The sequence below is a fragment of the Pseudomonas sp. NPDC089996 genome (assembly GCF_044748405.1).
GTDB lineage: Bacteria > Pseudomonadota > Gammaproteobacteria > Pseudomonadales > Pseudomonadaceae > Aquipseudomonas.
Map to the genome: position 1 here is coordinate 338,882 of NZ_JBIVGA010000004.1, position 25,621 is coordinate 364,502.

General features: G+C 65.8%; 31 protein-coding genes. 21 read left to right on the top strand and 10 right to left on the bottom strand.

From position 1 onward, the window contains the following. Positions 1-25: 25 nt before the first annotated feature. The 20 genes from ACIPW4_RS09345 to ACIPW4_RS09440 all read left to right on the top strand — a co-directional run bounded on the left by ACIPW4_RS09345 (position 26) and on the right by ACIPW4_RS09440 (position 17,408). Positions 26-742 carry a beta-ketoacyl synthase chain length factor gene (locus tag ACIPW4_RS09345; protein WP_400656945.1) on the top strand — a complete coding sequence of 239 codons (717 nt, stop codon included), beginning with the start codon at positions 26-28 and terminating at the stop codon, positions 740-742. Continuing rightward, positions 718-1,536, top strand: a complete 819-nt coding sequence (locus tag ACIPW4_RS09350; RefSeq protein ID WP_400656947.1) for a lysophospholipid acyltransferase family protein — start codon at positions 718-720, stop codon at positions 1,534-1,536. Before ACIPW4_RS09345 ends, ACIPW4_RS09350 begins: the two co-directional genes overlap by 25 nt. Continuing rightward, positions 1,505-1,777, top strand: a complete 273-nt coding sequence (locus ACIPW4_RS09355) for a phosphopantetheine-binding protein (protein ID WP_400656949.1) — start codon at positions 1,505-1,507, stop codon at positions 1,775-1,777. Before ACIPW4_RS09350 ends, ACIPW4_RS09355 begins: the two co-directional genes overlap by 32 nt. 9 nt (positions 1,778-1,786) lie before the next feature. Continuing rightward, the gene (locus ACIPW4_RS09360) at positions 1,787-2,041 is read left to right on the top strand and encodes an acyl carrier protein (protein WP_400656952.1); all 255 of its coding nucleotides are present in this window, start codon (positions 1,787-1,789) and stop codon (positions 2,039-2,041) included. Further along, positions 2,038-2,583, top strand: a complete 546-nt coding sequence (locus tag ACIPW4_RS09365; protein ID WP_400656955.1) for a hypothetical protein — start codon at positions 2,038-2,040, stop codon at positions 2,581-2,583. The genes ACIPW4_RS09360 and ACIPW4_RS09365 overlap by 4 nt, the downstream gene beginning before the upstream one ends. Continuing rightward, on the top strand, positions 2,580-4,259 hold the full coding sequence (locus ACIPW4_RS09370) for an AMP-binding protein (protein WP_400656956.1): 1,680 nt from the start codon (positions 2,580-2,582) through the stop codon (positions 4,257-4,259). Before ACIPW4_RS09365 ends, ACIPW4_RS09370 begins: the two co-directional genes overlap by 4 nt. Then, a complete protein-coding gene (locus tag ACIPW4_RS09375; RefSeq protein ID WP_400656958.1) occupies positions 4,252-4,986 on the top strand; it encodes a glycosyltransferase family 2 protein in 735 nt (244 codons plus the stop codon). The genes ACIPW4_RS09370 and ACIPW4_RS09375 overlap by 8 nt, the downstream gene beginning before the upstream one ends. Beyond that, the gene (locus tag ACIPW4_RS09380) at positions 4,983-5,921 is read left to right on the top strand and encodes a glycosyl transferase (protein ID WP_400656959.1); all 939 of its coding nucleotides are present in this window, start codon (positions 4,983-4,985) and stop codon (positions 5,919-5,921) included. Before ACIPW4_RS09375 ends, ACIPW4_RS09380 begins: the two co-directional genes overlap by 4 nt. Then, positions 5,902-7,446, top strand: coding sequence for a histidine ammonia-lyase (gene hutH / locus ACIPW4_RS09385; RefSeq protein ID WP_400656961.1), 1,545 nt, complete (start codon positions 5,902-5,904; stop codon positions 7,444-7,446). Before ACIPW4_RS09380 ends, hutH begins: the two co-directional genes overlap by 20 nt. Then, positions 7,439-7,864 (top strand): acyl-CoA thioesterase, encoded by a 426-nt coding sequence (locus ACIPW4_RS09390; RefSeq protein WP_400656963.1) that lies wholly within the window; start codon positions 7,439-7,441, stop codon positions 7,862-7,864. Before hutH ends, ACIPW4_RS09390 begins: the two co-directional genes overlap by 8 nt. Next, positions 7,861-8,454 carry an outer membrane lipoprotein carrier protein LolA gene (locus tag ACIPW4_RS09395; protein ID WP_400656965.1) on the top strand — a complete coding sequence of 198 codons (594 nt, stop codon included), beginning with the start codon at positions 7,861-7,863 and terminating at the stop codon, positions 8,452-8,454. Before ACIPW4_RS09390 ends, ACIPW4_RS09395 begins: the two co-directional genes overlap by 4 nt. Next, positions 8,444-10,765 (top strand): MMPL family transporter, encoded by a 2,322-nt coding sequence (locus ACIPW4_RS09400; RefSeq protein ID WP_400657249.1) that lies wholly within the window; start codon positions 8,444-8,446, stop codon positions 10,763-10,765. The genes ACIPW4_RS09395 and ACIPW4_RS09400 overlap by 11 nt, the downstream gene beginning before the upstream one ends. A 102-nt stretch (positions 10,766-10,867) precedes the next feature. After that, complete coding sequence (locus ACIPW4_RS09405) at positions 10,868-12,115, top strand: NAD(P)/FAD-dependent oxidoreductase (RefSeq protein ID WP_400656967.1); 1,248 nt, start codon at positions 10,868-10,870, stop codon at positions 12,113-12,115. Continuing rightward, positions 12,112-12,843 carry a class I SAM-dependent methyltransferase gene (locus ACIPW4_RS09410; protein ID WP_400656970.1) on the top strand — a complete coding sequence of 244 codons (732 nt, stop codon included), beginning with the start codon at positions 12,112-12,114 and terminating at the stop codon, positions 12,841-12,843. The genes ACIPW4_RS09405 and ACIPW4_RS09410 overlap by 4 nt, the downstream gene beginning before the upstream one ends. Further along, the gene (locus ACIPW4_RS09415; RefSeq protein ID WP_400656972.1) at positions 12,840-13,325 is read left to right on the top strand and encodes a hypothetical protein; all 486 of its coding nucleotides are present in this window, start codon (positions 12,840-12,842) and stop codon (positions 13,323-13,325) included. Before ACIPW4_RS09410 ends, ACIPW4_RS09415 begins: the two co-directional genes overlap by 4 nt. Further along, positions 13,322-14,515, top strand: coding sequence for a beta-ketoacyl-[acyl-carrier-protein] synthase family protein (locus ACIPW4_RS09420; protein ID WP_400656973.1), 1,194 nt, complete (start codon positions 13,322-13,324; stop codon positions 14,513-14,515). Before ACIPW4_RS09415 ends, ACIPW4_RS09420 begins: the two co-directional genes overlap by 4 nt. Continuing rightward, positions 14,512-14,982: a hotdog family protein gene (locus tag ACIPW4_RS09425; RefSeq protein WP_400656976.1), complete on the top strand. Its 471-nt coding sequence runs from the start codon at positions 14,512-14,514 to the stop codon at positions 14,980-14,982. The genes ACIPW4_RS09420 and ACIPW4_RS09425 overlap by 4 nt, the downstream gene beginning before the upstream one ends. Then, a complete protein-coding gene (fabG, locus tag ACIPW4_RS09430) occupies positions 14,975-15,703 on the top strand; it encodes a 3-oxoacyl-ACP reductase FabG (RefSeq protein ID WP_400656977.1) in 729 nt (242 codons plus the stop codon). Before ACIPW4_RS09425 ends, fabG begins: the two co-directional genes overlap by 8 nt. Continuing rightward, complete coding sequence (locus ACIPW4_RS09435; protein WP_400656980.1) at positions 15,703-16,929, top strand: beta-ketoacyl-ACP synthase; 1,227 nt, start codon at positions 15,703-15,705, stop codon at positions 16,927-16,929. Before fabG ends, ACIPW4_RS09435 begins: the two co-directional genes overlap by 1 nt. A 32-nt stretch (positions 16,930-16,961) precedes the next feature. Further along, positions 16,962-17,408, top strand: a complete 447-nt coding sequence (locus ACIPW4_RS09440; protein WP_400656982.1) for an excinuclease — start codon at positions 16,962-16,964, stop codon at positions 17,406-17,408. Here ACIPW4_RS09440 and ACIPW4_RS09445 read toward each other — a convergent pair. Beyond that, positions 17,380-18,294 (bottom strand): LysR substrate-binding domain-containing protein, encoded by a 915-nt coding sequence (locus tag ACIPW4_RS09445; RefSeq protein WP_400656985.1) that lies wholly within the window; start codon positions 18,292-18,294, stop codon positions 17,380-17,382. The genes ACIPW4_RS09440 and ACIPW4_RS09445 overlap by 29 nt on opposite strands. Before the next feature lie 164 nt (positions 18,295-18,458). Between ACIPW4_RS09445 and ACIPW4_RS09450 the strand changes: the two genes are divergently transcribed. After that, a complete protein-coding gene (locus tag ACIPW4_RS09450; RefSeq protein ID WP_400657251.1) occupies positions 18,459-19,646 on the top strand; it encodes an MFS transporter in 1,188 nt (395 codons plus the stop codon). An 81-nt stretch (positions 19,647-19,727) separates the two neighbouring features. On the opposite strand, the gene ACIPW4_RS09455 is transcribed toward ACIPW4_RS09450, so the two are convergent. From ACIPW4_RS09455 to gspF, 9 genes are all read right to left on the bottom strand, one after another. Continuing rightward, positions 19,728-20,075, bottom strand: coding sequence for a YgiW/YdeI family stress tolerance OB fold protein (locus ACIPW4_RS09455; RefSeq protein WP_012274626.1), 348 nt, complete (start codon positions 20,073-20,075; stop codon positions 19,728-19,730). Between the two features lie 61 nt (positions 20,076-20,136). Continuing rightward, complete coding sequence (gene gspM, locus ACIPW4_RS09460; RefSeq protein ID WP_400656986.1) at positions 20,137-20,616, bottom strand: type II secretion system protein GspM; 480 nt, start codon at positions 20,614-20,616, stop codon at positions 20,137-20,139. Next, the gene (gene gspL / locus ACIPW4_RS09465) at positions 20,613-21,722 is read right to left on the bottom strand and encodes a type II secretion system protein GspL (RefSeq protein ID WP_400656988.1); all 1,110 of its coding nucleotides are present in this window, start codon (positions 21,720-21,722) and stop codon (positions 20,613-20,615) included. The genes gspM and gspL overlap by 4 nt, the downstream gene beginning before the upstream one ends. After that, the gene (locus ACIPW4_RS09470) at positions 21,715-22,572 is read right to left on the bottom strand and encodes a general secretion pathway protein GspK (protein ID WP_400656990.1); all 858 of its coding nucleotides are present in this window, start codon (positions 22,570-22,572) and stop codon (positions 21,715-21,717) included. The genes gspL and ACIPW4_RS09470 overlap by 8 nt, the downstream gene beginning before the upstream one ends. Further along, positions 22,569-23,159, bottom strand: coding sequence for a type II secretion system protein GspJ (locus tag ACIPW4_RS09475; RefSeq protein WP_400656992.1), 591 nt, complete (start codon positions 23,157-23,159; stop codon positions 22,569-22,571). The genes ACIPW4_RS09470 and ACIPW4_RS09475 overlap by 4 nt, the downstream gene beginning before the upstream one ends. Next, on the bottom strand, positions 23,146-23,529 hold the full coding sequence (gspI, locus tag ACIPW4_RS09480; RefSeq protein ID WP_400656995.1) for a type II secretion system minor pseudopilin GspI: 384 nt from the start codon (positions 23,527-23,529) through the stop codon (positions 23,146-23,148). The genes ACIPW4_RS09475 and gspI overlap by 14 nt, the downstream gene beginning before the upstream one ends. Next, on the bottom strand, positions 23,507-23,971 hold the full coding sequence (gspH, locus tag ACIPW4_RS09485) for a type II secretion system minor pseudopilin GspH (protein WP_400656997.1): 465 nt from the start codon (positions 23,969-23,971) through the stop codon (positions 23,507-23,509). Before gspH ends, gspI begins: the two co-directional genes overlap by 23 nt. Continuing rightward, positions 23,968-24,414, bottom strand: coding sequence for a type II secretion system major pseudopilin GspG (gspG, locus tag ACIPW4_RS09490; protein ID WP_400656999.1), 447 nt, complete (start codon positions 24,412-24,414; stop codon positions 23,968-23,970). Before gspG ends, gspH begins: the two co-directional genes overlap by 4 nt. Before the next feature lies 1 nt (position 24,415). Next, complete coding sequence (gene gspF / locus ACIPW4_RS09495) at positions 24,416-25,621, bottom strand: type II secretion system inner membrane protein GspF (protein WP_400657001.1); 1,206 nt, start codon at positions 25,619-25,621, stop codon at positions 24,416-24,418.

Consider the following 25,621-nt stretch of genomic DNA (forward strand, 5'->3'; position numbering starts at 1 on the left):
TCCCTCAGGGCGGAAAAACAGCACCGTGATCACCTTCGAAATCAGCCAATGGCGCGCGTGGGCCCCTGGCCTCTCGGCTCGCGCCGACTGGCAATTTTGGGCAAATGGCCATCAGGTGCCGCTCAGCGATGCAGGCGCGCCTGACGTGAGCTTTCTGCCTGCCATGCAACGCCGTCGCCTCAGCCATCTGGCGCGCATGGCCTTTGCCGTGGGCTGGCCGCTGGCCGAGGGCCATGAGCAACTGCCGTTGGTGTTTGTCTCGCGCCACGGTGAAACGCCCCGAACCTTCTCGATTCTCAGCGAGCTGGCAATGCGCCAACCGCTATCCCCTACGCAGTTCAGCCTGTCGGTGCACAACGCAGTGATCGGCCTGTGGTCGATCCTGCGGGGCTCGACCAGCGAAATGACCGCCCTGGCTGCGGCAGGCGACGGCTTCGAGCACGGTGTGCTGGAAGCCGCGGCGCTGCTGGCCGAAGGCGCACCTGCCGTACTGCTGATCGTTACAGAAGAATTGCCGCCCGAGGCATACAGCCCCTGGATCGAGGATGTGCCATTCGCTTATGCCCTGGGCCTGCTGCTGACGCCCGGCCAACAATGGCAACTGATACCCGGACAGGCGGCGACTACATCCCCCGTGGCATTGCCCCACGGCCTCAACTGGCTCAAGGCCGCGTTGACTGGCTGCAACGCCTTCACCCACACATGGAAGCGCCGTTCATGGACCTGGCAACGACAGCCGTGAGCCGGCCACGCGACGCTTATCACTGGCGTCTGCTGGCCACCGCCGCGAGCTTCTTTCTGTTCGGCCTGGGCGGTATATGCCTGCGCCTGCTGGTGTTCCCGCTGCTGGCCTGCCTGCCAGGCGGTGCCGACCGCCACCGCCTGCGCGCAAGGCGCACCATCAGCTGGCTGTTCTGGCGCTTCGTGCGGTTCATGCACGCCGCCGGCGTGCTCACCTACCAGATCGATGGCGCCGAGCGCCTCGGGCGCCCCGGGCAGATGATCATCGCCAACCACCCGTCGCTGATCGACGTGGTGTTCCTCATCGGCCTGGTGCGCCAGGCCAACTGCGTGGTCAAGCAGAGCCTGTTCGACAACCCGTTCACCCGTGGCCCGGTCAGCGAAGCCCAATACATCGGCAACGACGGCAGCCTGGGCATGCTCGACGCTGCCGTCGAGTCACTGCGCCAGGGCCAGCCGCTGGTGATCTTCCCCGAAGGCACGCGCACCGCGCCCGGCCAGGCGCCTGCCTTTCATCGCGGCGCCGCCGCGATCGCCCTGCGCGGTGCGAAGATCATCACCCCGGTGACTATCCAGGTCAGCCCCACCACCCTGACCAAGAACGAACCCTGGTACCGCATTCCCAGCCGCCGCGTGCACTTCTTCCTCAAGGTCGGAGCCGACATCGATCCGCAGGCTTTCGCCGCCCTCGGCCCCGCGCCAAAAGCATCGCGCCTGCTAAACGACCACCTTCATCATTACTTTTCCAAGGAGCTCGCCGCCGATGAGCGCGCCACAGCAAGACCTGAACCGTGACCTCAAACAGCTGATCATCGACGCCCTGGGCCTGGAAGACATCAGCGTCCAGGACATCGACGATGAACAGACCCTGTTCGGCGAAGGGCTGGGCCTGGACTCGGTGGACGCACTGGAACTCGGCCTGGCGATCCAGAAGCGCTACGGCTTCAAGATCGATGCCGATGCCAAGGACACCCGCAACCATTTCAGCAACGTCGCCACCCTGGCGGCGTTCGTCACCGCCCGTCAGGCCGCCTGAGACCGTACCATGCAAACCCGCGAAGACATCTTCAATATCCTGCGCGACGCCCTGGTCGAGCTGTTCGAACTGGAACCGGCCGGCATCTCCCTGGAATCCAACCTGTACCAGGACCTGGAAATCGACAGCATCGACGCCGTCGACCTGATCGACCACATCAAGCGCCAGACCGGCAAGAAGATCGCCGCTGACGATTTCAAGTCGGTACGCACCGTCAATGACGTGGTCGAGGCGGTGTTCCGCCTGGTAAACCCGGCGGCATGAAACGCCTGATCGGCCTCGGCCTGCTGCTGGCCGGCCTGCTGTACCCGTTCGCAGTGCATTTCGGCATGGCCCATTTCGCCCCCTGGCAATTCGGCCTGCTGCTCGGCGCCCTGTGGCTGGCCCGTGCCCTGAGCGCGCCGCGCCGCGCCGGCAGCCTGTGGATGGCGCTGGCCGCGCTGGCGTTCTGCGCCGTGCTGGGGCTGTCCGACAGCTCGCAACTGCTGCGCTGGTATCCGGTGCTGATCAGCGCCTTCATGCTCGCCTTGTTCGGCAGCACCCTGCTGCACGGCATGCCCATGGCCGAACGCCTGGCGCGTCTGCGCGACCCTGAACTGCCACCCCGGGCTGTGCGCTACACGCGCCGGGTGACCGAGGTGTGGAGCCTGTTCTTCCTGATCAATGGTCTGATCGCCGCCAGCCTCACGCTGTGGGCGCCGCTGAACTGGTGGACCTTCTACAACGGCGTGATCGCCTATGCCGCGATGGGCCTGCTGTTCGCCATCGAATGGCTGATAAGACAACGTGTGCGAGGACGCTCATGAACTGGATCAACCTCGAACACCTGCTACGCCCGCTGGAAGCGCCGCGCCAGGTGACCCAGGCACCGGCCCTGGACCACGCAGGGCTCTGCCGCCAGGCCCTGCAACTCGCCGGCGGCCTGCGCCAGCGTAATATCACCCGCCTGGCCGTGCACCTGGACGACGCCGCGCAGCTGGCCGTCGCCCTGCTCGGTGCCTGGCGCGCCGGGGTCGAGGTGTTGCTGCCCGCCGACCTGCAGCCAGCCACCCGCGAACGCTGGCATGCCCAGGTCGACCTGTGGCTCAGCGACCACACCGGCGACGCAACGCTGAAGAGCCTGCAGGGCACCGCGCTGCCAGCCGCCGACCTGGACCTGCAGCAGTGCCGCATCAGCTTGTGCACCTCCGGCTCCAGCGGCGAGCCCAAGCGCATCGACAAGCAGCTGTACCAGCTGGCCAATGAGGTCACCGCGCTGGAGCAGCTGTGGGGCAGTACCCTGGGCGATGCGTGGGTCATCGGCAGCGTCGCTACCCAGCACATCTACGGGCTGCTGTTCCGTGTGCTCTGGCCACTGTGCGCGGGGCGCGGCTTCGAGCGCCGCCAGCTGCCCTTCCCCGAAGACCTGCAACGCGCCAGCCGCGAGCATCCGGCATTCGCCTGGGTGGCCAGCCCGGCGCTGCTCAAGCGAATGGGCGACAACCTCGACTGGCCGGCACTGCGCCCGGTACGCCAGGTGTTTTCCTCGGGCGGCGAGCTGCCGGCCGAGGCAGCCGAACGCCTGCACCAACGCCTGGGCCAGTGGCCAACGGAAATTCTCGGCAGCTCGGAAACAGGCGGCATCGCCTGGCGCCAGGGCGGCGCCCTGTGGCAGCCATTCGCCGATGTGCAACTGGGCCAGGATGAGCACGGCGCCCTGCGCATCGCCTCCTCCTACCTGCCGGCCACGCATGTCGAGCAAAGTGCCGATGCCGTCGAGTTCACCGAGGATGGGCGCTTCCGCCTGCTCGGGCGTCTGGACCGTATCGTCAAGCTGGAAGAAAAGCGCATCTCTCTGCCCATGCTGGAGCAAGCCCTGTGCAGCCACCCGTGGGTCGCTGAAGCGCGCCTGGGCATGATCGAGGAAGGCCGCGCCTACCTCGGCGCCCTGCTGGTACCGACCCCGGCAGGCCTGCACGCGCTGCGTAATCAGGGCCGCCGGGCACTGGTGGCCACCCTGCGCGCGCACCTGGCCGGGCACTGCGAGGCACTGGCGCTGCCGCGGCGTTGGCGGCTGCTGCGCCAGTTGCCGCTGAACAGCCAGGGCAAGCTACCCCAGGCCACCTTGCAGGCGCTGCTGCTGGCCCAACGCAGCCTGGCTCCCGAGGTACTGGAGCAACGCCGTGAGGGTGCTGAACTGCACCTGCGCGTGGCGGTACCACTGGACCTGGCCTGCTTCCCCGGGCACTTCCCGCAAACTCCGGTACTGCCTGGCGTGGTGCAGATCGACTGGGCCATCGCCCTGGCCGGCGAACTGCTGGACAGCGAGCGCCGCTTCGGCGGCATGGAAGTGCTCAAGTTCCAGCAACTGGTGCGTCCCGGTGACGAACTGGCATTGACCCTGCGCCTGGACGTTGAACGCGGCAAGCTGTACTTCGCCTTCACCTGCGCCGGGCTACCTTGCTCCAGTGGCCGCATCCTGCTGGAGGCCGCCTGTGCATAAGCCCTGTGCGGTGATCCCGGTGTACAACCACGAGAAGGCGGTGCCGACCGTGGTCGCCGACCTGCTAGGTGCCGGCCTGCCCTGCGTGCTGGTCGACGACGCCAGCCATGCCCCCTGCGCCCGGGTACTGACGCAGTTGGCCGAACAGCCTGATGTGCACCTGGTGACCCTGGCGGTCAACCAGGGCAAGGGTGGCGCGGTCATGGCCGGCCTGCGCGAGGCAGCACGGCTAGGCTTCAGCCATGCCCTGCAGGTGGATGCCGACGGCCAGCACGACCTTGCCGATGTCAGTTGCTTCCTCGCGCAGTCGCAGGCTTATCCACAGGCGCTGGTGTGTGGTTATCCACAGTACGACGCCAGCGTGCCCAAAGGGCGCCTGTACGCCCGTTACCTGACCCACATCTGGGTATGGATCAACAGCCTTTCGCTGCAGATCCCCGATTCCATGTGCGGCTTCCGGGTCTATCCGCTGCCGGCGACCCTGGCAATGATCAACAGCGTGCAGCTCGGCAAACGCATGGACTTCGACCCGGAAATCCTCGTGCGTTTGGCCTGGCGCAATCAGCCGATGCGCTGGCTGCCGACCCGCGTGCACTACCCGCAGGACGGCCTTTCGCACTTTCGGCTGTTCCACGACAACGCGCTGATTTCGAAAATGCACGCCAAGCTGTTCTTCGGCATGCTGCTTCGCGCACCGCTGATTCTCTGGCGTCGGTGGCGAGCATGAGCGAGCAGCCACAACACTGGGCCGAGCACCGGGAGCGGGGCAGTTTCTGGCTGATGAAGCTGACCGCAACCTTGGTGCGCCTGCTCGGGCGCCGCGTGCTCAGCCCGCTGATCCACGCCATCGTCGCCTACTTCTTCCTGTTCGGCCGCCGCGCCCGGCGCAGTGCCTGGCAGTACCAGCAGCGACTGCGCCAATGGAACGCCGGGCAAACGGCCACGCCCAGCCAATGGCAGGTATTCCGTCAGTTCATGGCCTTCGCCGACGCGCTGCTGGACAAGCTCGACGTGTGGAACGGCAAGCTGCGCATCGAAGACATCGAAATTCATGACCCCGCCAACCTGCGCCAGCAACTGCGTGGCGAACGCGGGCAGATGCTGGTCGGCGCTCACCTGGGCAACCTCGAAGTGTGCCGCGCCCTGGCCGAGCTTGGCGAACAGGTGACGATGAACGTGCTGGTGCACACGCGCCACGCCGAGCGCTTCAACCGCCTGCTCGGCGAGGCCGGCGCCACCAACTTGCGGCTGATCCAGGTCAGCGAGCTGGACCCGGCGGTGATGCTGCAACTGTCCGAGCGACTGGAACGCGGCGAGTGGCTGGCGATCGCCGGCGACCGCGTGCCATTGCACGGGGCGCGCACCGTCGAGGTGGATTTCCTCGGCCACCTGGCAGCCTTCCCGCAAGGCCCGTGGCTGCTGGCCGGCATGCTCGAGTGCCCACTCAACCTGCTGTTCTGCCTTAAACATCAGGGGCGCTACCGCGTCGTCCTCGAACCCTTTGCCGACCGCCTGCAATGGCGGCGCGGCCAGCGCGACCAGGTGATCGCCGAGTGGGCCACGCGCTACGCCGAACGCCTGGGGTACTACTGCACCCAGGCACCATTGCAGTGGTTCAATTTCTACCCTTTCTGGAAGACCGATGACGATGCATCCGCATGAGCCTGTCACCTTCGGCGAATCGCCGCTGGCAATCGAAGATGTCCTGGCCCTGGCCGAGCGGCGTGCCCCGGTGCAGTTGCAGGACGACCCCACCTACCGCGAACGCATCGCCCGTGGCGCACGTTTTCTGGACACCCTGCTCGACAAGGAAGGGGTGATCTATGGCGTCACTACCGGCTACGGTGATTCTTGCGTGGTGGCAGTGCCACTGGAGCACGTCGAAGCCCTGCCGCAGCACTTGTACACCTTCCACGGCTGCGGCCTGGGCAAGCTGCTCGACGCCTGCGCCACACGCGCCGTGCTGGCCGCGCGCCTGCGCTCGCTGAGCCACGGGGTGTCCGGCGTGCGCCTGGCGCTGCTGGAGCGCCTGCGCGACTTCCTCGCCCACGACATCCTGCCGCTGATCCCCGAGGAAGGCTCGGTAGGTGCCAGTGGCGACTTGACGCCACTGTCGTACGTGGCCGCGACCCTGTCCGGCGAGCGCGAAGTGATGTACCAGGGCCAGCGCCGCAGCAGTGCCGACGTGCACCGCGAGCTGGGTTGGCAACCGCTGGTGCTGCGCCCCAAGGAAGCCCTGGCCTTGATGAACGGCACTGCAGTAATGACCGGCCTGGCCTGCCTGGCTTTTGCTCGCGCCGACTACCTGCTGCAGCTGGCCACGCGCATCACCGCGCTCAATGTGATCGGCCTGCAGGGCAACCCGGAGCACTTCGACGAGCGCCTGTTCGCCGCCAAGCCGCACCCCGGCCAGACTCAGGTTGCCGCCTGGCTGCGCCAGGACCTGGCGATCGATGCTCCGCTGCCGCCACTGCACCGCCTGCAGGACCGTTACTCGCTGCGCTGCGCGCCGCATGTACTGGGCGTGCTGGCCGACAGCCTGGGCTGGCTGCGCGGTTTCATCGAGACCGAGCTGAACAGTGCCAACGACAACCCGATCATCGACGGTGACGCCGAGCGCGTGCTGCACGGCGGGCATTTCTACGGCGGGCACATCGCCTTCGCCATGGACAGCCTGAAAACCCTGGTGGCCAACGTCGCCGACCTGCTCGACCGCCAGCTCGCGCTGCTGGTGGATGTGCGCTACAACCACGGCCTGCCGAGCAACTTGTCCGGCGCCGAAGCCGACCGGGCGATGATCAACCACGGTTTCAAGGCCGTGCAGATCGGCGCCAGCGCGTGGACTGCCGAAGCCCTCAAGCAGACCATGCCGGCCAGCGTGTTCTCGCGTTCCACCGAGTGCCACAACCAGGACAAGGTGAGCATGGGCACCATCGCCGCGCGCGATGCCCTGCGCGTACTGGAGCTGACCGAGCAGGTCGCCGCCGCCTCGCTGCTGGCCGCCAACCAGGGCGTCTGGCTGCGTAACCGCCAGGCTGACGCAAGGCCGCTGCCACCAGCACTGGCGAGCATGCACGAAGCGTTGCTGGAGGACTTCGCCCCGGTGATCGAAGACCGCGCCCTGGAGAACGACCTGCGCCACTGCCTGCAGCACATCGCCCAGCGCCACTGGAGGCTGCATGCGTAACCCCGGGGTGTTCCATGTCGACAGCGAGATCGTCGTGCCCTTCTTCGATGTCGACAGCATGCACATCGTCTGGCACGGCCATTACGTGAAATACCTGGAGGTTGCCCGCTGCGCCCTGCTTGACCGCCTGGCGCACAATTACCTGCAGATGCAGGCCAGCGGCTACGCCTGGCCGGTGATCGACCTGCAGCTGCGCTACATCCGCGGCGCTACCTTCGGCCAGCGCCTGACCGTGCGCGCCAGCCTGGTGGAGTGGGAAAACCGCCTGAAGATCCACTACCTGATCAGCGACGCCGAAACCGGCGAACGCATGACCCGCGCCAGTACCGTGCAGGTGGCCGTGCACATCGCAAGCGGCGAGATGCAGCTGGCTTCGCCGCAGGTGATGCTTGATGCCGTACATCAGGTGCTGGCATGAAGCGTGTGCTGCTAGCCCTCGCCCTGCTGGTCAACACCCCATTGACCTTGGCTTTTGGCCTCGACGACCTGCAGAAGCAGTTGAGCGAGCCCGCAGTGGTCAAAGGCCCGTTCATCCAGGAAAAGCACCTGCGCGCCCTGCCCCAGCCCTTGCTGAGCAAGGGCCACTTCGTGCTGGCCCGCGACCACGGTCTGCTGTGGCTGCTGCAGGCACCGCTGCGCCAGGACTACCGCATCGACACCCAGGGCATTGCCCGGCGCGATGCGAACGGCTGGCAGCCCCTGCCCAGCCAAAGCGCCGGGGCACAGCAGAACCGCCTGTTCTTCGCCGTGCTGCAAGGCGACAGCAGCGGCCTGCAACGCGACTTCGAGCTGAGCCTGAGCGGCGAGGCCGAGCACTGGCAGCTGCGCCTGGTACCCCGCTCGTTGCTGCTCAAGCAAGTCTTCAACCGCATCGATATCAACGGCGGGCGCTATGTCGAGCGCATCGAGCTGAGCGAGACGCAGGGGGACAGCACTGTGCTGCGCATGCCCGAAAGCAGCGGCGCCGCCGCACTGAGCGACGCGGAGCGCAGTGATTTTGCCGACTGAACGCCTGTTGCCGCGCCTGTTCGTCTGCCTGCTGCTGGCCATGTTGGCGGTTGCCGCCTGGCAGTGGCACCGCGGCCCGCCGCTGTCCGCCGACCTGATGACCCTGGTGCCCGGGGCCACCCAGGACCCGCTGGTCGAACGCGCCGAACAGCGTATGCAGGAGCCGCTCAACCGCGAACTGCTGGTGCTGGTCGGCCATGCAGATCGCCAGCAGGCGCTGGCCCTGGCCGAAGCACTGGCCGGACAATGGCAGGCCAGCGGCCTGTTCGAAAAGGTCCAGTGGAGCCTGCAGACCGACCTGCAAGCGCTGCGCGAACAATTGCTGCAAGGCCGCTTGGCGATGCTCGCTGCCAAGGACCGGAAGCTGCTGGTCGAGCAACCCGACATCTTCATCGAGCAGCGCGTGCAGAGCCTGTTCGACCCCTTCGCCGGCTTCAGCCTGGTGCCCAGCCAGGACGACTGGCTGGGCCTGACCGGGCGCATCCAGAACAGCCAGCCGAAACCGGCCAACGTGGAACTGGACACCGCCAGCGGCGCGCTGGTCGCCCAGGCCAACGGACAGTTCTGGGTATTGCTGCGCGCACGCACGCAGGGCAACGCCTTCGACATGCACCTGCCGCTGCAGGTGGCCGAGCTGCTCCAGCAGGGCCGTGCCCAGGCCGATCAGGCCGGCGCCCACCTGCTGGCGGCCAGCGGCCTGCTGCACGCTGCCGCCGGCCAACAGCAGGCGAGCCGGGAAATCACCTGGGTCGGGGGTGGCGCCACGCTAGGCATCCTGCTGCTGTTGCTGTTGGCCTTCCGCCGCTGGCGGGCACTGCTGGCGTTCGTCCCGGTGCTGGTGGGCATACTGTTCGGCTCGGTGGTCTGCGTGGCGCTGTTCGGCCAGATGCATGTGATGACCCTGGTGCTCGGCTCCAGCCTGATCGGCGTGGCGGTCGACTACCCGCTGCATTACCTGTCCAAGGCCTGGAGCCTCAAGCCATGGCGCAGCTGGACGGCAGTGCGCCTGACGCTGCCGGGCATGAGCCTGAGCCTGGCCACCAGCTGCATCGGCTACCTGGCCCTGGCCTTCACGCCGTTCCCGGCGCTGACGCAGATCGCCGCATTCTCGGCCGCAGGACTGGTGGGCGCCTACCTGAGCGCGGTGTGCCTGCTGCCGGCACTGCTGGCCAAGGTCGAACTGCAACCGGCACAGTGGCCACTGTGCCTCGCCGAGATCCTTACCCGCTGGCGTGAGCGGCTGCTGGCCAGGATCCCCAACGGTGCCCTGCTGGCCTTGGCGCTGTTGTTCTGCGCCGCCGGCCTGTGGCACCTGCAGACGCGCAACGATATCCGTCAGTGGGTCGGCACCCCGCCGCAGCTGATGGAGGAAGCCCAGGCCGTGGCGCAGATCACCGGCTACCAGCCGACCAGCCAGTTCTACCTGGTGCGCGGAGCCGACCAGCAACAACTGCTGGCACGCCTGGATGCCCTTTGCGGCAAGCTTCAGGAACTGGTCGAGATGGGCAAACTCAAGGGGTTCATGAGCCTGAGCCAGGGGGTCGCCAGCCCTGCCGAACAAGGCCTGGTGCGCCAGGCGCTGGCTGCGCTGCCCGGATACTGGCAGCCACTGCTGGCGCTGGGCGTTCCCGAAGCCTCGCTAACCGCGGAAGTCGAACAGTTGCGCCAACTGCCCGACCAGACCATCGAGCAATACCTGGCCGGCCCACTGGGTGAAGCCTGGCGGCCCTTGTGGCTGGGCCAGGATGGCACCGGTGTGGCGGCCATCGTCAGCCTCCAAGGCCTGAGCGACACTGCGCTGCTGCGCCTGCAGACCGACGAGCTCGAAGGCGTGCAACTGGTCGACCGCCTGGGCGAGCTGAACCAGCTGTTCGCCGCCACCCAGGTCAGCGCAGCAGAACTCAAGCTGCTGTCCTGCGCGCTGATCCTGGTGCTGCTGGTGCTGCCGTTCGGCTTGCGCGGTTCGCTGCGCATCGTCGCCCTGCCGCTGCTGGCCGCATTGTGCAGCCTGGCCAGCCTCGGCTGGCTGGGCCAGCCGCTTACCCTGTTCAGCCTGTTCGGCCTGTTGCTGGTGACCGCCATCAGCGTCGACTACGCGATCCTCATGCACGAACGTATCGGTGGCGCCGCCGTGAGCCTGCTCGGGACCTTGCTGGCGGCGCTCACGACCTGGCTGTCGTTCGGCCTGCTGGCGCTGTCGAGCACCCCGGCAGTCAGCAATTTCGGCCTGGCCGTGAGCCTGGGCCTGGTCTTCAGTTTTCTTCTGGCCCCTTGGGCCGCCTCCCGCGAAGGAGCGCAAGCGCACCCATGACCCCGCTGTCGTTCCGGGCCCTCATTCCACAACTCGATGGCGCAGCGCTGGCCGCCCTGCGCCGTATCCCTCTGAATTCTGTTTCCATGGCAAGGAGCCCGCATGCCGAACATTGAACTGCAACAACGCCAGGTCCTGGTCATCGGAGCCGGCCCGTCCGGCGCCATCGCCGCTGCGTTGCTCAAGCGCCAAGGCCGTGACGTGCTGGTGATCGAGCGCCAGCGCTTCCCGCGCTTCTCCATTGGCGAAAGCCTGCTGTGCCATTGCCTGGACTTCGTCGAGGAGGCGGGCATGCTCGACGCCTTGCAGGCGGCCGGTTTCCAGTACAAGAACGGCGCCGCGTTCGCCTGGGGCGAGGCGTACACCCATTTCGATTTCGGCGAGACCTTCACCCAAGGCAAGCCGAGCACCTTCCAGGTGCAGCGCGGGCGTTTCGACAAGCTGCTGGCAGACCAGGCCGAGGCCCAGGGTGTCGAGATCCGCTACGAGCACGAGATCGTCAGCGCCGACATGGGCGGTGACCAACCTCGCGTGCGCGTGCGCCGCCCGGATGGCAGCGAATACGATGTCCAGGCGCACTTCGTGCTCGACGCCAGTGGCTACGGCCGCGTGCTGCCGCGCCTGCTCGACCTCGAGGCACCGTCGAACTTCCCGGTGCGCCAGGCGGTGTTCACCCACATCGAGGATCGCATCGACCACCCCGGTTTCGATCGCGACAAGATCCTCATTACCACTCACCCCGAGCACCGCGACATCTGGTTCTGGACCATTCCCTTCAGCGATGGCCGCACCTCGCTGGGTGTGGTCGCAGCCGCCGAGCGCTTCGCTGTTGCGCCCAAGGACCTGGATGCCTGCCTCAAGCATTTCGTGGGGCAGACCCCGAGCCTGGCCAAGGTCCTGGCCAACGCTGTGTGGGACACCCCGGCGCGCACCATCGGCGGCTACTCGGCCAACGTCAAGGCGCTGCATGGCAAGGGCTACGCCCTGCTCGGCAACGCCGCCGAATTCCTCGACCCGGTGTTTTCCTCGGGCGTGACCATCGCCATGCGCTCAGCGAGCATGGCCGCCGGCCTGCTGCACCGCCAGCTGCAAGGTGAGGCGGTGGACTGGCAGGGCGAGTTCGCCGAACCGCTCAAGCGTGGCGTCGACACCTTCCGGGTGTACGTGGAAGGCTGGTACGACGGCAGCTTCCAGGATGTCATCTACCACCCCGGCAGCTCGCCGGAAATCCGCGCCATGATCAGTTCGATCCTCGCCGGTTATGCCTGGGACACGCGCAACCCGTTCGTTGCCGAACCCAAGCGGCGCCTGCGCACCCTGGCCGAGTTGTGCGCGAGGGAGCCGACATGAACCCGCGCCCGTTTCTCAGCGACACCTACGTCGAAGAAACCCGCATCGGCTTCCGCTTCCTCGCCAGCCATGTCTGGCAGCACCATGTGCTGCGCGTGGCGATCAACGACCTGCACCAGCTGTTCGACGGCGAGCTGCCGCAAGCGCCGGTACTGCTTGATGCCGGCTGCGGCCAAGGCAAGTCGTTCAAGCACCTGCAGCAGGTGTTCGCCCCCGCCAGGCTGCTGGGCACCGATGCCGACCCGCACAGCCTCGAACTGAGCGCCGCCGAGGCCCGCCGCCTTGGCCTCGACGTGGAGCTGCGCGGCAGCGACTGCGCCCACTTGCAGTACCTGGACGCCAGCATCGACATCCTGTTCTGCCACCAGACCTTCCACCACCTGGTGGAGCAGGAAAAGGCCCTGGCCGAGTTCTACCGGGTGCTCAAGCCCGGGGGTTACCTGTTGTTCGCCGAGTCCACCGAGGCCTACATCGACACCTGGGTGATCCGCTGGTTCTTCCGTCACCCCATGCACGTGCAGAAGAGCGCCGAGGGATACTTGCAGATGCTGCGCGAGCAAGGCTTCGAGTTCGGCCCGCGCAACGTTTCGTACCCGTACCTGTGGTGGAGCCGTGCCAAAGACTTCGGCCTGTTCGAACGCCTGGGCCTGCGCAAGGCACCTGCGATCGGCCAGCGCGAAGAGACACTGGTCAACGTGGTGGCGCGCAAACCCCTGGAGCAACCATGAAACACCTGCTGGCGATCACCCTGGCCCTGCTGCTCGGCGCCTGTGCCACGCGCCCGCCGCTACCTGCGCAACTGCCGACACTGCAACTGCCACAGCAACTGCATGTCGAACGTGAACAGGCCGGCCAGCGCCAGGACTGGCTGTTGGTGATCCAAGGCGAGCACGGCCACCTGCGCTGGTCGCTGCTCGACCTGCTGGGTATTCCCCAGGCCCGCCAGCTGCTCGATGGCCAGCAGTGGCAGGCCGACGGGCTGCTGCCACCGAACCCGGCGGCGCGCGAGCTTTTCGCCGCCGTGCTGTTCGCGCTGACGCCGACCGAGCAACTGTCGAAACTTTATCCACAGGCGCGCCAGCAAAACGAGCGGCGTTGGCTGGGTCAGCGCTGGCAGGTCACCTATCGCGCCACCGACGCCTTCGACTTGAACCTCGACCAGGGCCTGCGTTACATCGTCGACCCTCTGCCCCACGAGAATTCCCCATGACCGCCTACCTCAATGCCCTGGGCCTGGTCTGCTCACTTGGCCAAAGCCAGGCCGAAGTGGCTGCACGCCTGTTCGCCGGCGACTGTTCGGGCATGCAGCCGGCGCCGGGCTGGATCCCCGAACGCCAACCGCCGGTCGGCGCCGTCAGCGGTGCTCTGCCCGACGTGCCGCTGGCCGAGCAGCACAGCCGCAACAACCAATTGCTGTACGCCGCGGCCCTGCAGATCGAACCAGAGATCCGCCAGGCCATTGCCAAACATGGCGCGCACCGTATCGCGGTAATCCTCGGCACCAGCACCTCCGGCATTGCCGAGGCCAGCGCAGGCATCACCCGGTACCTGCAGAGCGGGCAGTTCCCGGCCGAATACCGCTACGCAGAGCAGGAGCTGAGCGCGCCGGCCAGCTTCCTCGCCGACTGGCTGCAACTGAGCGGCCCGGCCTACGTGATCTCCACCGCCTGCACGTCCAGTGCCCGCGCCCTGCTCAGTGCCCGGCGCCTGCTCGACCTGGGTTTGTGCGACGCAGTGCTGTGCGGCGGCGTCGACAGCCTGTGCGGCCTGACCCTCAATGGCTTCAGCGCCCTGGAAGCGGTCAGCGATCAGCGCTGCAACCCATTCTCGGTCAACCGCAACGGCATCAACATCGGCGAGGCCGCGGCCTTGTTCCTGATGGCCCGCGATGCTGACGCCGAAGGCGCCAGCATCGCACTGCTGGGGGCCGGCGCCAGCTCCGACGCTCACCACATCTCCGCGCCCGACCCGACCGGTGCCGGCGCCTTGCAGTGCATGGGCAAAGCACTGGACAATGCCGGCCTCGCGCCAGCGCAGATCGATTACCTGAACCTGCACGGCACCGCGACGGCGCACAACGACGCCATGGAAAGCCTCGCCGTGCATACACTGTTCGGCGCCACACTGCCCTGCTCGTCGAGCAAGCCGATGACCGGCCACACGCTCGGCGCTGCCGGTGCGCTGGAAGCGGCGTTCTGCTGGCTGAGCCTGAGCGGGCACAACCCGCAAGGGCTGCTGCCGCCGCATGTATGGGACCACCAGCAGGACCCGGCGCTGCCGGCCCTGGCCCTGGTCGACGGTAGCCAGCGCCTGCCCGCGCAGCGCCCACGCCGATTGATGAGCAACTCGTTCGCTTTCGGCGGCAACAATGTCAGCCTGATTCTCGGAGACACCCCATGATCCCCTGGCCACTGGCCGAGCTGCTGCCCCACGCCGGCGACATGATCCTGATCGACCAGATCGACAGCTGTGACGACGAGCAGATCCATACCCGCACCACTGTGCGCCCCGGCGGCCTGTTCAACCGCGCCGACGGCAGCCTGCCGGCCTGGCTCGGTGTCGAGCTGATGGCCCAGAGCGTTGCGGCCTATGCCGGCTGCCGCGCGCGGACAAAGGGTCAGGCGGTCGAGCTGGGCTTCTTGCTTGGCACGCGCAAGTTCGAGTGCGATGTCGAGCACTTTCCGGCCGGCGCCGAGCTGCTCATCCACGCCCTGCGTTCGCTGGAAGACGAGAACGGCATGGGCGTGTTCGAATGCCACCTGCGCGGCCCCGGCATCCATGCCAGCGCCCGTCTGAATGTTTACCGCCCGCCGCAAGCGGCCAGCTACCTGGCCGAAGCCGGCCCAGAGGAGTCCTCCCATGACTGATACCATCCTGGTCACCGGTTCCAGCCGGGGTATCGGCCGCGCCATCGCCCTGCGCCTGGCCCGTGCCGGCTTCGACCTGGTGCTGCACTGCCGCAGCGGCCGCGCCGAGGCCGATGCGGTGGCTGACGAAGTCCGGGCGCTGGGCCAGCAGGCACGGGTGCTGCAGTTCGACATCGGCGACCGCGCCGCCTGCCGGGCCATCCTCGAAAGCGACGTGGAGCACTTTGGCGCCTACTACGGGGTGGTGTGCAACGCCGGGCTGACCCGCGACGGCGCCTTCCCGGCGCTCACCGACGAGGACTGGGACCAGGTGCTGCGCACCAACCTGGACGGTTTCTACAATGTCCTGCAGCCGCTGACCATGCCGATGATCCGCCGCCGCGCGCCGGGGCGCATCGTCTGCATCACCTCGGTCTCGGGGCTCATCGGCAACCGTGGCCAGGTGAACTACAGCGCCTCCAAGGCCGGGCTGATCGGTGCCGCCAAGGCCTTGGCCATCGAACTGGGCAAACGCCGCATCACCGTCAATTGCGTGGCACCCGGGCTGATCGACACGGCCATGCTCGACGAACACGTGCCGGTGGAGGACCTGATGAAGATGATCCCGGCCGGGCGCATGGGCACCCCTGAAGAGGTAGCCGGGGCAGTGAACTTCCTGATGTCGCCGGAGGCGGCGTACATCACCCGCCAGGTGCTGGCAGTGAACGGAGGGCTGTGCTGATGCGCCGCGTCGTCGTCACCGGCATGGCCGGCATCACCGCCCTGGGCAATGACTGGGCGACCATCGCCGGGCATTTCGCCAGCCAGCGCAGCGGCATCCGCCGCATGGACGAGTGGGACCGTTTCGAGGAGCTGAATACGCGCCTGGCCGGCCCCATCGATGATTTCAAGGTGCCCGCACACTGGACACGCAAGCAGCTGCGCAGCATGGGGCGGGTCTCGCGCCTGGCCGTGGCCGCCGCCGAGCGCGCCCTGGCCGACGCTGGCGTGCTCGACGACCCGAGCATCCGCGACGGGCGCATGGGCGTAGCCTGCGGCTCGTCCACCGGAAGCACCGACGAGATCAAGGCGTTCGGCAACATGCTGCTGAACTCGGTGGCCGATGGCCTCAACGCCAACTCCTACGTGCGCATGATGCCGCACACCACCGCCGCCAACATCAGCATCTTCTTCGGCCTCACCGGGCGCCTGATCCCCACCTCCAGCGCCTGCACCAGTGGCAGCCAGGGCATTGGCTATGCCTACGAGGCGATCAAGTTCGGCCGCCTGCCGATGATGCTCGCCGGCGGCGCCGAAGAGTTGTGCCCGACCGAGGCGATGGTGTTCGACGCCCTGTATGCCACAAGCCTGAAGAACGACACGCCACATTTGAGCCCGCGCCCCTATGACAGCGGTCGCGACGGCTTGGTGATCGGCGAGGGCGGCGGCATGCTGGTGCTCGAGGAACTTGAGCACGCCCTGGCCCGGGGCGCGAAGATCCACGCCGAGATCGTTGGTTTCGGCAGCAACGCCGACGGCCAGCACACCACCCGCCCCGAGCAGCTGACCATGCGCCGGGCCATGGAGCTGGCCCTGGAAGATGCAGGCCTTGTTCCGGAGGCAATCGGCTACGTCAATGGCCACGGCACCGCCACCGAGCAGGGCGACATCGCCGAGACCCTGGCCACCAGCAACCTGTTCGGTGCCCGTATGCCGATCAGCTCGCAGAAGAGCTTCCTGGGCCACACCCTCGGCGCCTGCGGGGCGCTGGAGTCGTGGTTCAGCATCGAGATGATGAACAGCGACCGCTACGTGCACACGCTCAACCTCGACCAGGTCGACCCGCGCTGTGGCGAGCTGGATTACCTGCGCGGCGAGTTTCGCGCCATGAGCAATCAATACGTGATGAACAACAACTTCGCCTTCGGCGGGGTCAACACTTCGTTGATCTTCCGCCGCTGGCGCTGACTGGCAACCTCAATCTCAACCAAGGAAGACCGATGCGCCTCAAGACTTTTACCGCCGCAACCGCCCTGCTGCTGTGCGCCCTGCCAGGTGTCAGCCAGGCCCGCGACACCGCGCTTTACTTGCCGTTTGAAAAGGTCGTTCAGCAAATGCTGGCCGAGAAGAAGCTCGACGGCTCGGTGAAGTTCTACCTGGCGGGCGTGCAGCCACATGGCAAAGTCAAGGTGCTCAGCCCTGGCGCAGTCACCAACAAGAAGACCAACGCCTTCAACAAGAGTGACCAGGCAGCCTGTGAATGGGCCCTGCAATCGGCCTTGCTGACCCTGCAGGACGCTGCGAAGAAGACAAGTGCCAACGCGGTGACCAACATCGCCAGCTACTACAAGAAGAACGAGCGCAAGGACCCTGCGACCTACGAGTGCCATGCTGGCGCGGTCATCGCCGGCGTTGCGCTCAAGGGCGACCTGGCGCGGGTCGACTGATCGCCTGCTCGGTTACCAGCTCGGCGAATGCTTTAGCCATCGCCGAGCCGCCGCGTTCGCGCTGCACCAGCCACACCGCCGACATCGCCCCCTCATCCAGCAGCGTGCGGTACACCACGCCTTCGATCTGCATGCGCTTGAACGACGCCGGCAGCACCGATACCCCAAGCCCCGCCGACACCAGGCCGATGATGGTCATCGCCTCCCCCGCTTCCTGGGCGAAGTGCGGGCTGAACCCGGCCTGGCGGGCCAGGCTCAGCAACTGCGCATGCAACCCGCTGCCATAGCTGCGCGGAAAGAACACGAACGGTTCATGGGCCAGCGCGGCCATGTGCACGCCATGCTCCGTGCCTTGCGCCAACGGATGTGAGGCGTTGATCACCGCCACCAGCGGCTCGTGGAACAGCTCGGTGGCCACCAGGCCCTCGGGCAGTGGCATCGGTCGCATCAGCCCGACCTCGATGGATTCGTCGAACACCCCTTCAGCGACATCCCGGCTGCTCATTTCCTTGAGGTTCAGGTGTACGGCCGGGAAGCGCTGACGAAAGGCGTGGATGGCCTTGGGAATCTTCGAAGTGAACGGCGCCGACGAGGTGAAGCCGATCTTCATTTCGCCCAGTTCGCCCAACTGCGCACGGCGCGCTACATCGGCCGCTTTCTCCACCTGCGCCAGCACCTGCCGTGCTTCTTCCAGAAACAGCCGGCCGGCCTCACTCAGCTCGACCCGACGATTGGTCCGGTCGAACAGCCGGGCGCCGAGCTCCTGCTCCAGCGCCTGGATCTGCTGGCTCAAAGGCGGCTGGGAGATGCCCAGTTGCTGGGCTGCGCGGCCGAAGTGCAGCTCTTCGGCAACGGCGATGAAGTAACGCAAGTGGCGCAGTTCCATGGTCGGCTCCTAACAGGTCGCAGAACGTCTTAAATAGGTCGAACAATATATTGGATCTAATCATTAGCCAGCTATATGCTTTTTTCATTGCACCCGAGGTACCTACCGTGAAAACTGCTGTAGCCCCCCTTTCCGTCGGCCCAGAACCTGCCCCCCTGAACGAAATGTGGATCGAGAAAGGCACCCCCGCCTTCATGAAGACCGTGCTGGCACTGTTCAGCGGCGGCTTTGCCACGTTCGCGCTGCTGTACTGCGTGCAGCCGATGATGCCGCTGCTGTCGAAGGAGTTTTCCATCAACGCGGCACAGAGCAGCCTGGTGCTGTCGGTGTCGACGGCAATGCTGGCGTTCGGCCTGCTGATCACCGGGCCCATTTCCGACCGCATTGGCCGCAAGCCGGTGATGGTCTTTGCCTTGGTCTGCGCCGCCCTGTCGACACTGGCCAGCGCGGTGATGCCGAGCTGGGAGCTGGTACTGGCCACCCGCGCCCTGGTGGGCCTGTCGCTGAGCGGCCTGGCAGCGGTGGCGATGACTTACCTGAGCGAAGAAATCCACCCGCAGCACATCGGCCTGGCCATGGGCCTGTACATCGGCGGCAACGCCATCGGCGGCATGAGCGGGCGGCTGATCACCGGGGTGCTGATCGACTTCGTCAGCTGGCACACGGCAATGCTGACCATCGGTGGCCTGGCCCTGGTGGCGGCGCTGGTGTTCTGGAAGGTATTGCCTGAATCGCGCAATTTCCGCCCACAGTCGATGAATCCGCGCAGCTTGCTGGAGGGTTTCGTCATGCACTTCAAGGATGCCGGGCTGCCCTGGCTGTTCCTCGAAGCCTTCCTGCTGATGGGCGCCTTCGTCACGCTGTTCAACTACATCGGCTATCGCCTGCTGGCCGAGCCCTATCACATGAACCAGGCGCTGGTCGGCCTGCTGTCGGTGGTGTACCTGTCGGGGATCTACAGCTCGGCGCAGGTGGGCGCTCTGGCTGACAAGCTGGGCCGGCGCAAGGTGTTCTGGGCCAGTATCGTGGTCATGGCCGGTGGCTTGCTGATGACCCTGGCCAGCCCGCTGGCGCTGGTGATCGTTGGCATGCTGGTGTTCACCTTCGGTTTCTTCGGTGCGCACTCGGTGGCCAGCAGCTGGATCGGTCGCCGGGCGCTCAAGGCCAAGGGGCAGGCTTCATCGCTGTACCTGTTCTGCTATTACGCAGGCTCCAGTGTGGCCGGTACGGCGGGCGGGGTGTTCTGGCATCAGTGGGGCTGGAACGGGATCGGGCTGTTCATCGGCAGCCTGCTGGCGGTGGCACTGCTGGTGGCGCTGCACCTGAGCAAGTTAGCGCCCAAATCGGTGTGAAGCATTCGCGGGCACGCCCGCTCCCACAGGGTTCGGCGCAATACTCTGTGGGAGCGGGCGTGCCCGCGAACAGGCCCTTGATCAGTTGATGATCTCGACGATATCCACATCCACTTCGCGACTCATCAGGTGTTTCTCCACCTCTCCGGTCAGCTTGACCTTGGTCTTGTCGTTGAACGGCGTAGGCGGCAAGTCTTCATCGTCGATTTCGACGGTAATGGTGCCCGTGTTGTCCTTGAACTCGTACTTGTCGTCGTTATTGATCTTCTTGGTCACAAAGCCTTGCAGCACCACCGGTGTGTCATCGGCGGCGTCATTGGCAGCAGCGACCGTGGTCACCGACTGGGCGCCCGGTCCGGTGTAACCGGCAGCCAGGGCAGCGGTGCTGAACAGCGGGGCAAGGATCAGGGCGAGGTAACGGGTTTTCATGGTGGCAGGTCCTGTTTCGTTTTCGATGGGAACAGCCTACCGAAGCTGGCTGAAGCGAATCTTAATCGGCTCGGTCCTCGTCCAGCTCCAGCCCCAGCTGCGCCTGCAATTGCTCACCGGCCACTTGCAACTGCAAACTGCGCAGCTGCGCACCGTCACGCTCCAGCGCATGCAGCCAATCCAGCAGTTTTGCGGGTTCTCCTTCAAGGCTGACGTCCACCTGGCGGGCGCGGGTCTGCAAGCCGCTGATTCGCAATCCGGCTGCCAGCGCGCGCGCGTTCAGCACGGCGGGCGTCAGCACACTCACTGCTTGCTGGGCGTTGCTCGGCCCTGTCGACACGCTCTTCAGATACCCAACCAGCCCCAGCTCCTGCGCATGGGCACGCTCGGCTTGCTGCAAGCGCTGTTTGCCGGGGGCCCAGGCAAGTTGCCAGAGCACGACCAGGGCCAGGCTCCAGAGTACGACCATGATCACTCCCCGCCGAGCGCCGGGTATCAATCGCCATTGATGCGCCCAGGCCTGCTTGAACCACCGCATCATCGTGTCTCCCTCCAGGTCAGGGTCGCCCGAACACCTTGATCGGCCTGGCGGGCCTGGTCCATCAACACTCCGGGGACACGCTGGCGCAGCCGCTCGAGGTCGTCGAACCCTTGAGCGATCACTTCCATGCGCCACCCTTCGAGAGGACTGGACGTGGCCTGTTCGACCCTGATATTGCCGGTCTCCACCAACTGCTCGGTAAACGATGCCAGCGCCTCGACCGTAGTCCTTGCCCGGGGGCGGAACTCCAGCGCCCTGATCTGCGTTGCCAGATCACTGCTGACGGGCTGCCCGGGCGCCCACCGCAGGAATGCCTGAACGTTCTCGGCATGCAGCTGGGCCGTGCGTTGCGACAACCATTCCACACGCAGGTAATCCGCTGCACATACCATTGCCAGAGCCAGCAGCACCCCTCCCGCAAGGGAGGGCCAGGGCAACGCCGAGCCACGTCGCCGGTAGGGTCCCTGGCGCAGGTCCAGAGCCGTGGCTCGCCCCTGTACAAGAACGTGCAAGGCACTGTCGACAGACTGGTTGCACAGCGCCTGCCCTGCATGAGCAGCCTCGGCCTGCCATGCCATCGGCGGCAACTGCTGCGCCAGGACTTCGGCCACCTGAGGACGGGCGACCAACCAGGGTCCACTGTGACCGCCCAGCAACCAGCGCCCCTCAAGCCACAGTGCACAGGGTTGCCCGGTACCCAACAGGTTGGTATCGGCGTGGATCCTCAGCGGGTCGATACCCTGGGCCTGCAACAAGGTAATCAGGTTGGCCATCGCCTGGTGCTCTATCACCAGGGCATGGCGATGCCCTTGCGCATCCGGTAAACCAAACACCAGGTGCACTGTTTCCAGCGGCGTCGCCAACTGGTCTTCGGCGGCATAGGCCAATGTTTCGGACCTGGGCCGATTGCCCGGCACAGGGCCGATCTCACAGCAGCCCAGCATTTCCATGGGTACCACCACGATCACAGGACCACTCAGAGTGGGTGCCAGCTCATCCAGGCGCGCCTTGCTCACGCTGCCGTCTGCTGCACGCAGCCACACCGGCCACTGCGCATCGGCCGCCGCCACCCCTTCGGGCAAGAGGTACAGCCAGTTCTCACTCATCTGCTCTTCGCTCCCGCATCGCAGAAAATACACGCCGCATCACACGAACCTGATGCGTGTTCAAATCAATCTCCAGGTCGCTGTACAGGTATCTGCGCTTGCCTGCCAATTGCGCCTGTACTTCCAGGCGAAACCAGCGGCTGGTCACAGCCAGGCCACGCCTGTCCAGACCCTGGCCCTCGAGTTGGGGCTGGGCCAGAAAGCGCTCCACGGTGGGGTAGCCCGCCTCGGGCTGCTGCCGTATCAGTTCTGCTGCCACCGTCGGCGGCAGCTCGGCCAACGTCGCCAGCTGGCGCGCCGGAGCCGTATTGATGTTGAGCCGCGCCTCCTTGGGCAAAACCACCAGCCAAGGCTGCAAACGCGCCATCACCTCAGCAGTGACACCCGGCAATGCGCGCAACTGGGTTGGGTCGAGCATTGGTTGGCCTGCAAGCGCCTCCAATGCCGGCGGCTCCAGCTGCAACGAATGGCACAAGCGCTCCCAGCGCTCGAGCAGCAATGGGTCAGGTGCCTTTCCGGCCATCAGCGCGCCGAGGTTCAAGCGCCCCGAAAGGTCCTCAAGCTGAAGGCGTATCTGTCCTTCGCCAAGGGTGAGCGCACGAGGGTGGGCCCAGGATTGCCGACCATGGGTGACCTGCAATACCTCGCCCACCTCCTGGCGCAGGCTCGCCAAAGCATGCTGCTCGCCGGCATTGGCCAGGCGCAGCAGGCGCGACGCTTCGATGTGGTGGGAAACACCACCAAGCAGCAATCGATGGCTATGCAGCATGCCGGCCACGAGCATCGTGAGCAGCGCCATGACCAGCAACACGGTGACCAATGCGAGCCCCTTTTGCCGTTGCGGCTTCATTGGCTGGCCCCCCCCAGCGGCAATACCCGCCGGATCTGCTCGAACCGCCTGGTCGAGAGTGTCACTTCCAGCGCTTGCGGTGGCACCGGTCGGCGCTGGGCCATTGGCCAGCGCTCCTGCCAGCCGCCACCGGGCACATACACTCGCCAATGCACCTCGCGTACCCCTTCGAGCAATCGCTGCGGGCGTGGCGTGGCTTGCTCCAGCGTGCGCCGTTGACGCCACAGCACACCCTCTTCGAACCAGTACTCGACAACCCTCAACTCACTGCGCTGGAACGTCTGGTCGTCTTGTTCCCTGGCCAGCCAATGGGTCCGGGTACCGTTCAACAGGATGCCGTAACCGCCCTCGCCCAGGCTTGCGGGCAGATATCCCAGCAAGGCATCGCGCTGGATAACGCTCATGGCCCTGCTCAGCGCACGCAGTTCATCGGCCTGAAACTGACGCGCACTTTCGGCACGCATGAACACATCGAGCACGCGCGCGCTGCCGCTCGCCAACAAGGCGAAGATGGCAATCGCCAACAGCAGCTCGATCAAGGTGAAGCCCCGCTGACGGGTCCCATTGACTGACCTAGCGTGACGCATCGGCCATCCCCTGCCAGCCCGTGGCCTGATGCAGCACCTGGCGGTCGGCAGCCAGGCTCACCCGCACATGCACTTCAAGCAGAGCGGTCTCGCCCAGGCGGCGGCGAGTTTCGGCCAAGGTCCAGCGATGCTGGCCCAAACTGACATCCAGGGTGCGCTGGCCGGGAGCCGAAGCTGGTTGCAGGCGAAGCTCCGTCAGGTGATTGTCCGCCACCCAGCTGGCAAGCAAGCGTTGCTCAAGCCCCTGGGATTGCGCCAGCACATGCTGGCTGGCCGTGGTAACTGCCACGGCCAGTACCGCGAAGATTGCCAGCGCCACCAACACTTCCAACAAGGTAAAGCCACGCTCAGCGCAGGAACTTGGGGTCATTGAGGCCATCACTCGACACAGAGACCAGGCGCACACGCTCTGCCTCGAAATGCAGGAAAAACGGCGTGTGCTCGTCATTGCCGTACATCACCAGCTGCGGTGCCCTGCCAGTCGCGGGGGGAGGTATCGCCAGCCCGTCGATTTCCAGGCGCAAGTCCAGGTCTGTAGCGCGACGCTTGCCAGCGGCCTCCCAGCGGTCCCCGTTGGCCTTGACCAGTTGGTAACCCTGAACATCGATTCGGATACCCAGCGTGGCCCCATCCAGCACGGCCTGTTGCCGCGCGTGCTGCACCAACTGGAGGAACAGGTTGGCCTCCTGGCTGGCCATACGCAGCGGGTCACGCCCGAACATGAGCCCCGCCATGCCCATTGCCATGCCCAGCACCAGCATGACCAGGAGCAGTTCCAGCAGGGTAAAGCCTCGAGATCGCCCCGGTTTCATTCAGACCAATTACCAATATCGGCATCCATCTCCTCGCCGCCCGGCTGACCATCGCCCCCCAGGGAGTAAAGGTCATACCCATGGGTCGAACGAGTACCCGGGCTTGCGTATTGGTAATTCGAGCCCCAAGGGTCGGTGGGTGTGTTCTTGAGATAGCCCTGGGCACTCCATTGACGCGGTAGCGGCGCCACGGTCGGGCGCTTCACCAAGGCGTCCAGGCCTTGCGAGGTGGTCGGATAGCGACCGTTATCCAGACGGTAGATTTCCAGCGCGGTGGAAATCGACTGAATATCGGTGCGGGCTGCGGTCAGCTTGGCATGGTCGGGGCGACTCATTACGTTGGGCAGCACCAGCGCACCCAGAACGCCCAGGATTATGACTACCACCATGATTTCGATGAGGGTGAAACCGCGTTGGGCGCGGCGCGCTGAACGTACAGGCATATCAATTGACCAGTTGGTTTAGGTTGAGGATGGGCAGCAGGATGGCAAGCACGATGAACAGTACGATGCTCCCCATGACCAGCAGCATCAGGGGTTCGCAGAGACTCACGAGCAATGAGATGCGCCCCGCCAATTGCTTGGTTTGAAGGTCTGCGGCACGTTCCAGCATGGTGTCCAGTTCACCGGCGCGTTCGCCGCTGGCGATCATGTGCAGCATCAGTGGCGGCAGGGTTTGGCTGCGTGCCAGGCAATGGCCCAGCGTGGCGCCCTCGCCCAGTTCACGAGCGGCCTGCAGCAGATGCTCGCGCAGGACCAGGTTGCCAATGACCGCCGCGCCAATGTTCATCGCCTCGACCAGGGCTACGCCGCTGCGCCCCAGGATTGCCAGGGTACTGATGAAACGCGCCGCTTCACTGGCCCGAACGAAATCGCCATAACCTGGCAGGCTCAGTGAAAAGCCATGCCATTGCCTGCGTAGTGCCCGTTGACGAAGTGCCCAGGCAATTAGCGCAATGGTTATCGCCAGCAGCGCCAGCGCTACCAGACCGTAATGCTGGGTGGCATCGCTCAGGGCGATCAGCACTTGCGTTGCAAACGGCAGTTGCGCCTGGTCGCGCGAAAAGGCCTGCACCACGTCCGGTACCACATAGCCCAGCAGAAACCCCACCACCAGCAGCGAGACAACCAGCAGGATCAACGGGTAGACCATCGCCAGCTGTACTTTCTGGCGCAAGGCCTGCTGGTTCTCGCCATGCTCGGCCAAGCGCTCGAGCACACTCCCCAAGTGGCCGGAGCGTTCGGCGGCGGCCACCGTGGCTCGGTAAACCACGGGGAACGCCTGTGGGTAGTGCGCCATGGACTCAGCCAGGGCATGGCCTTCTGCAACCCGTTCAACCACACCGAGCAGCACCAGACGAACCTGGCGCTGGGTACTTTGATCGGCCACTGCCTGCAAGGCCTCGGTCAACGGTAATCCGGCTTGCAGCAAAGTTGCCAGCTGGCGTGTCAGCAGCGAGCGCCGGGCCAGGCTCAGGCTATTGCGTGAAAGCCACCTGACCAGAGGTGACTCGCGTATAGCGTCCAGTTTCAGTACCAGCATTCCTTGCTCGCGCAATATTTGCCGGGCCTGGCGCGCGCCCGATGCCTCCAGCGTGCCTCTCTGGCGCCGGCCCTTGGCATCCTGGGTCTGGTAACGGAACAGGGCCAT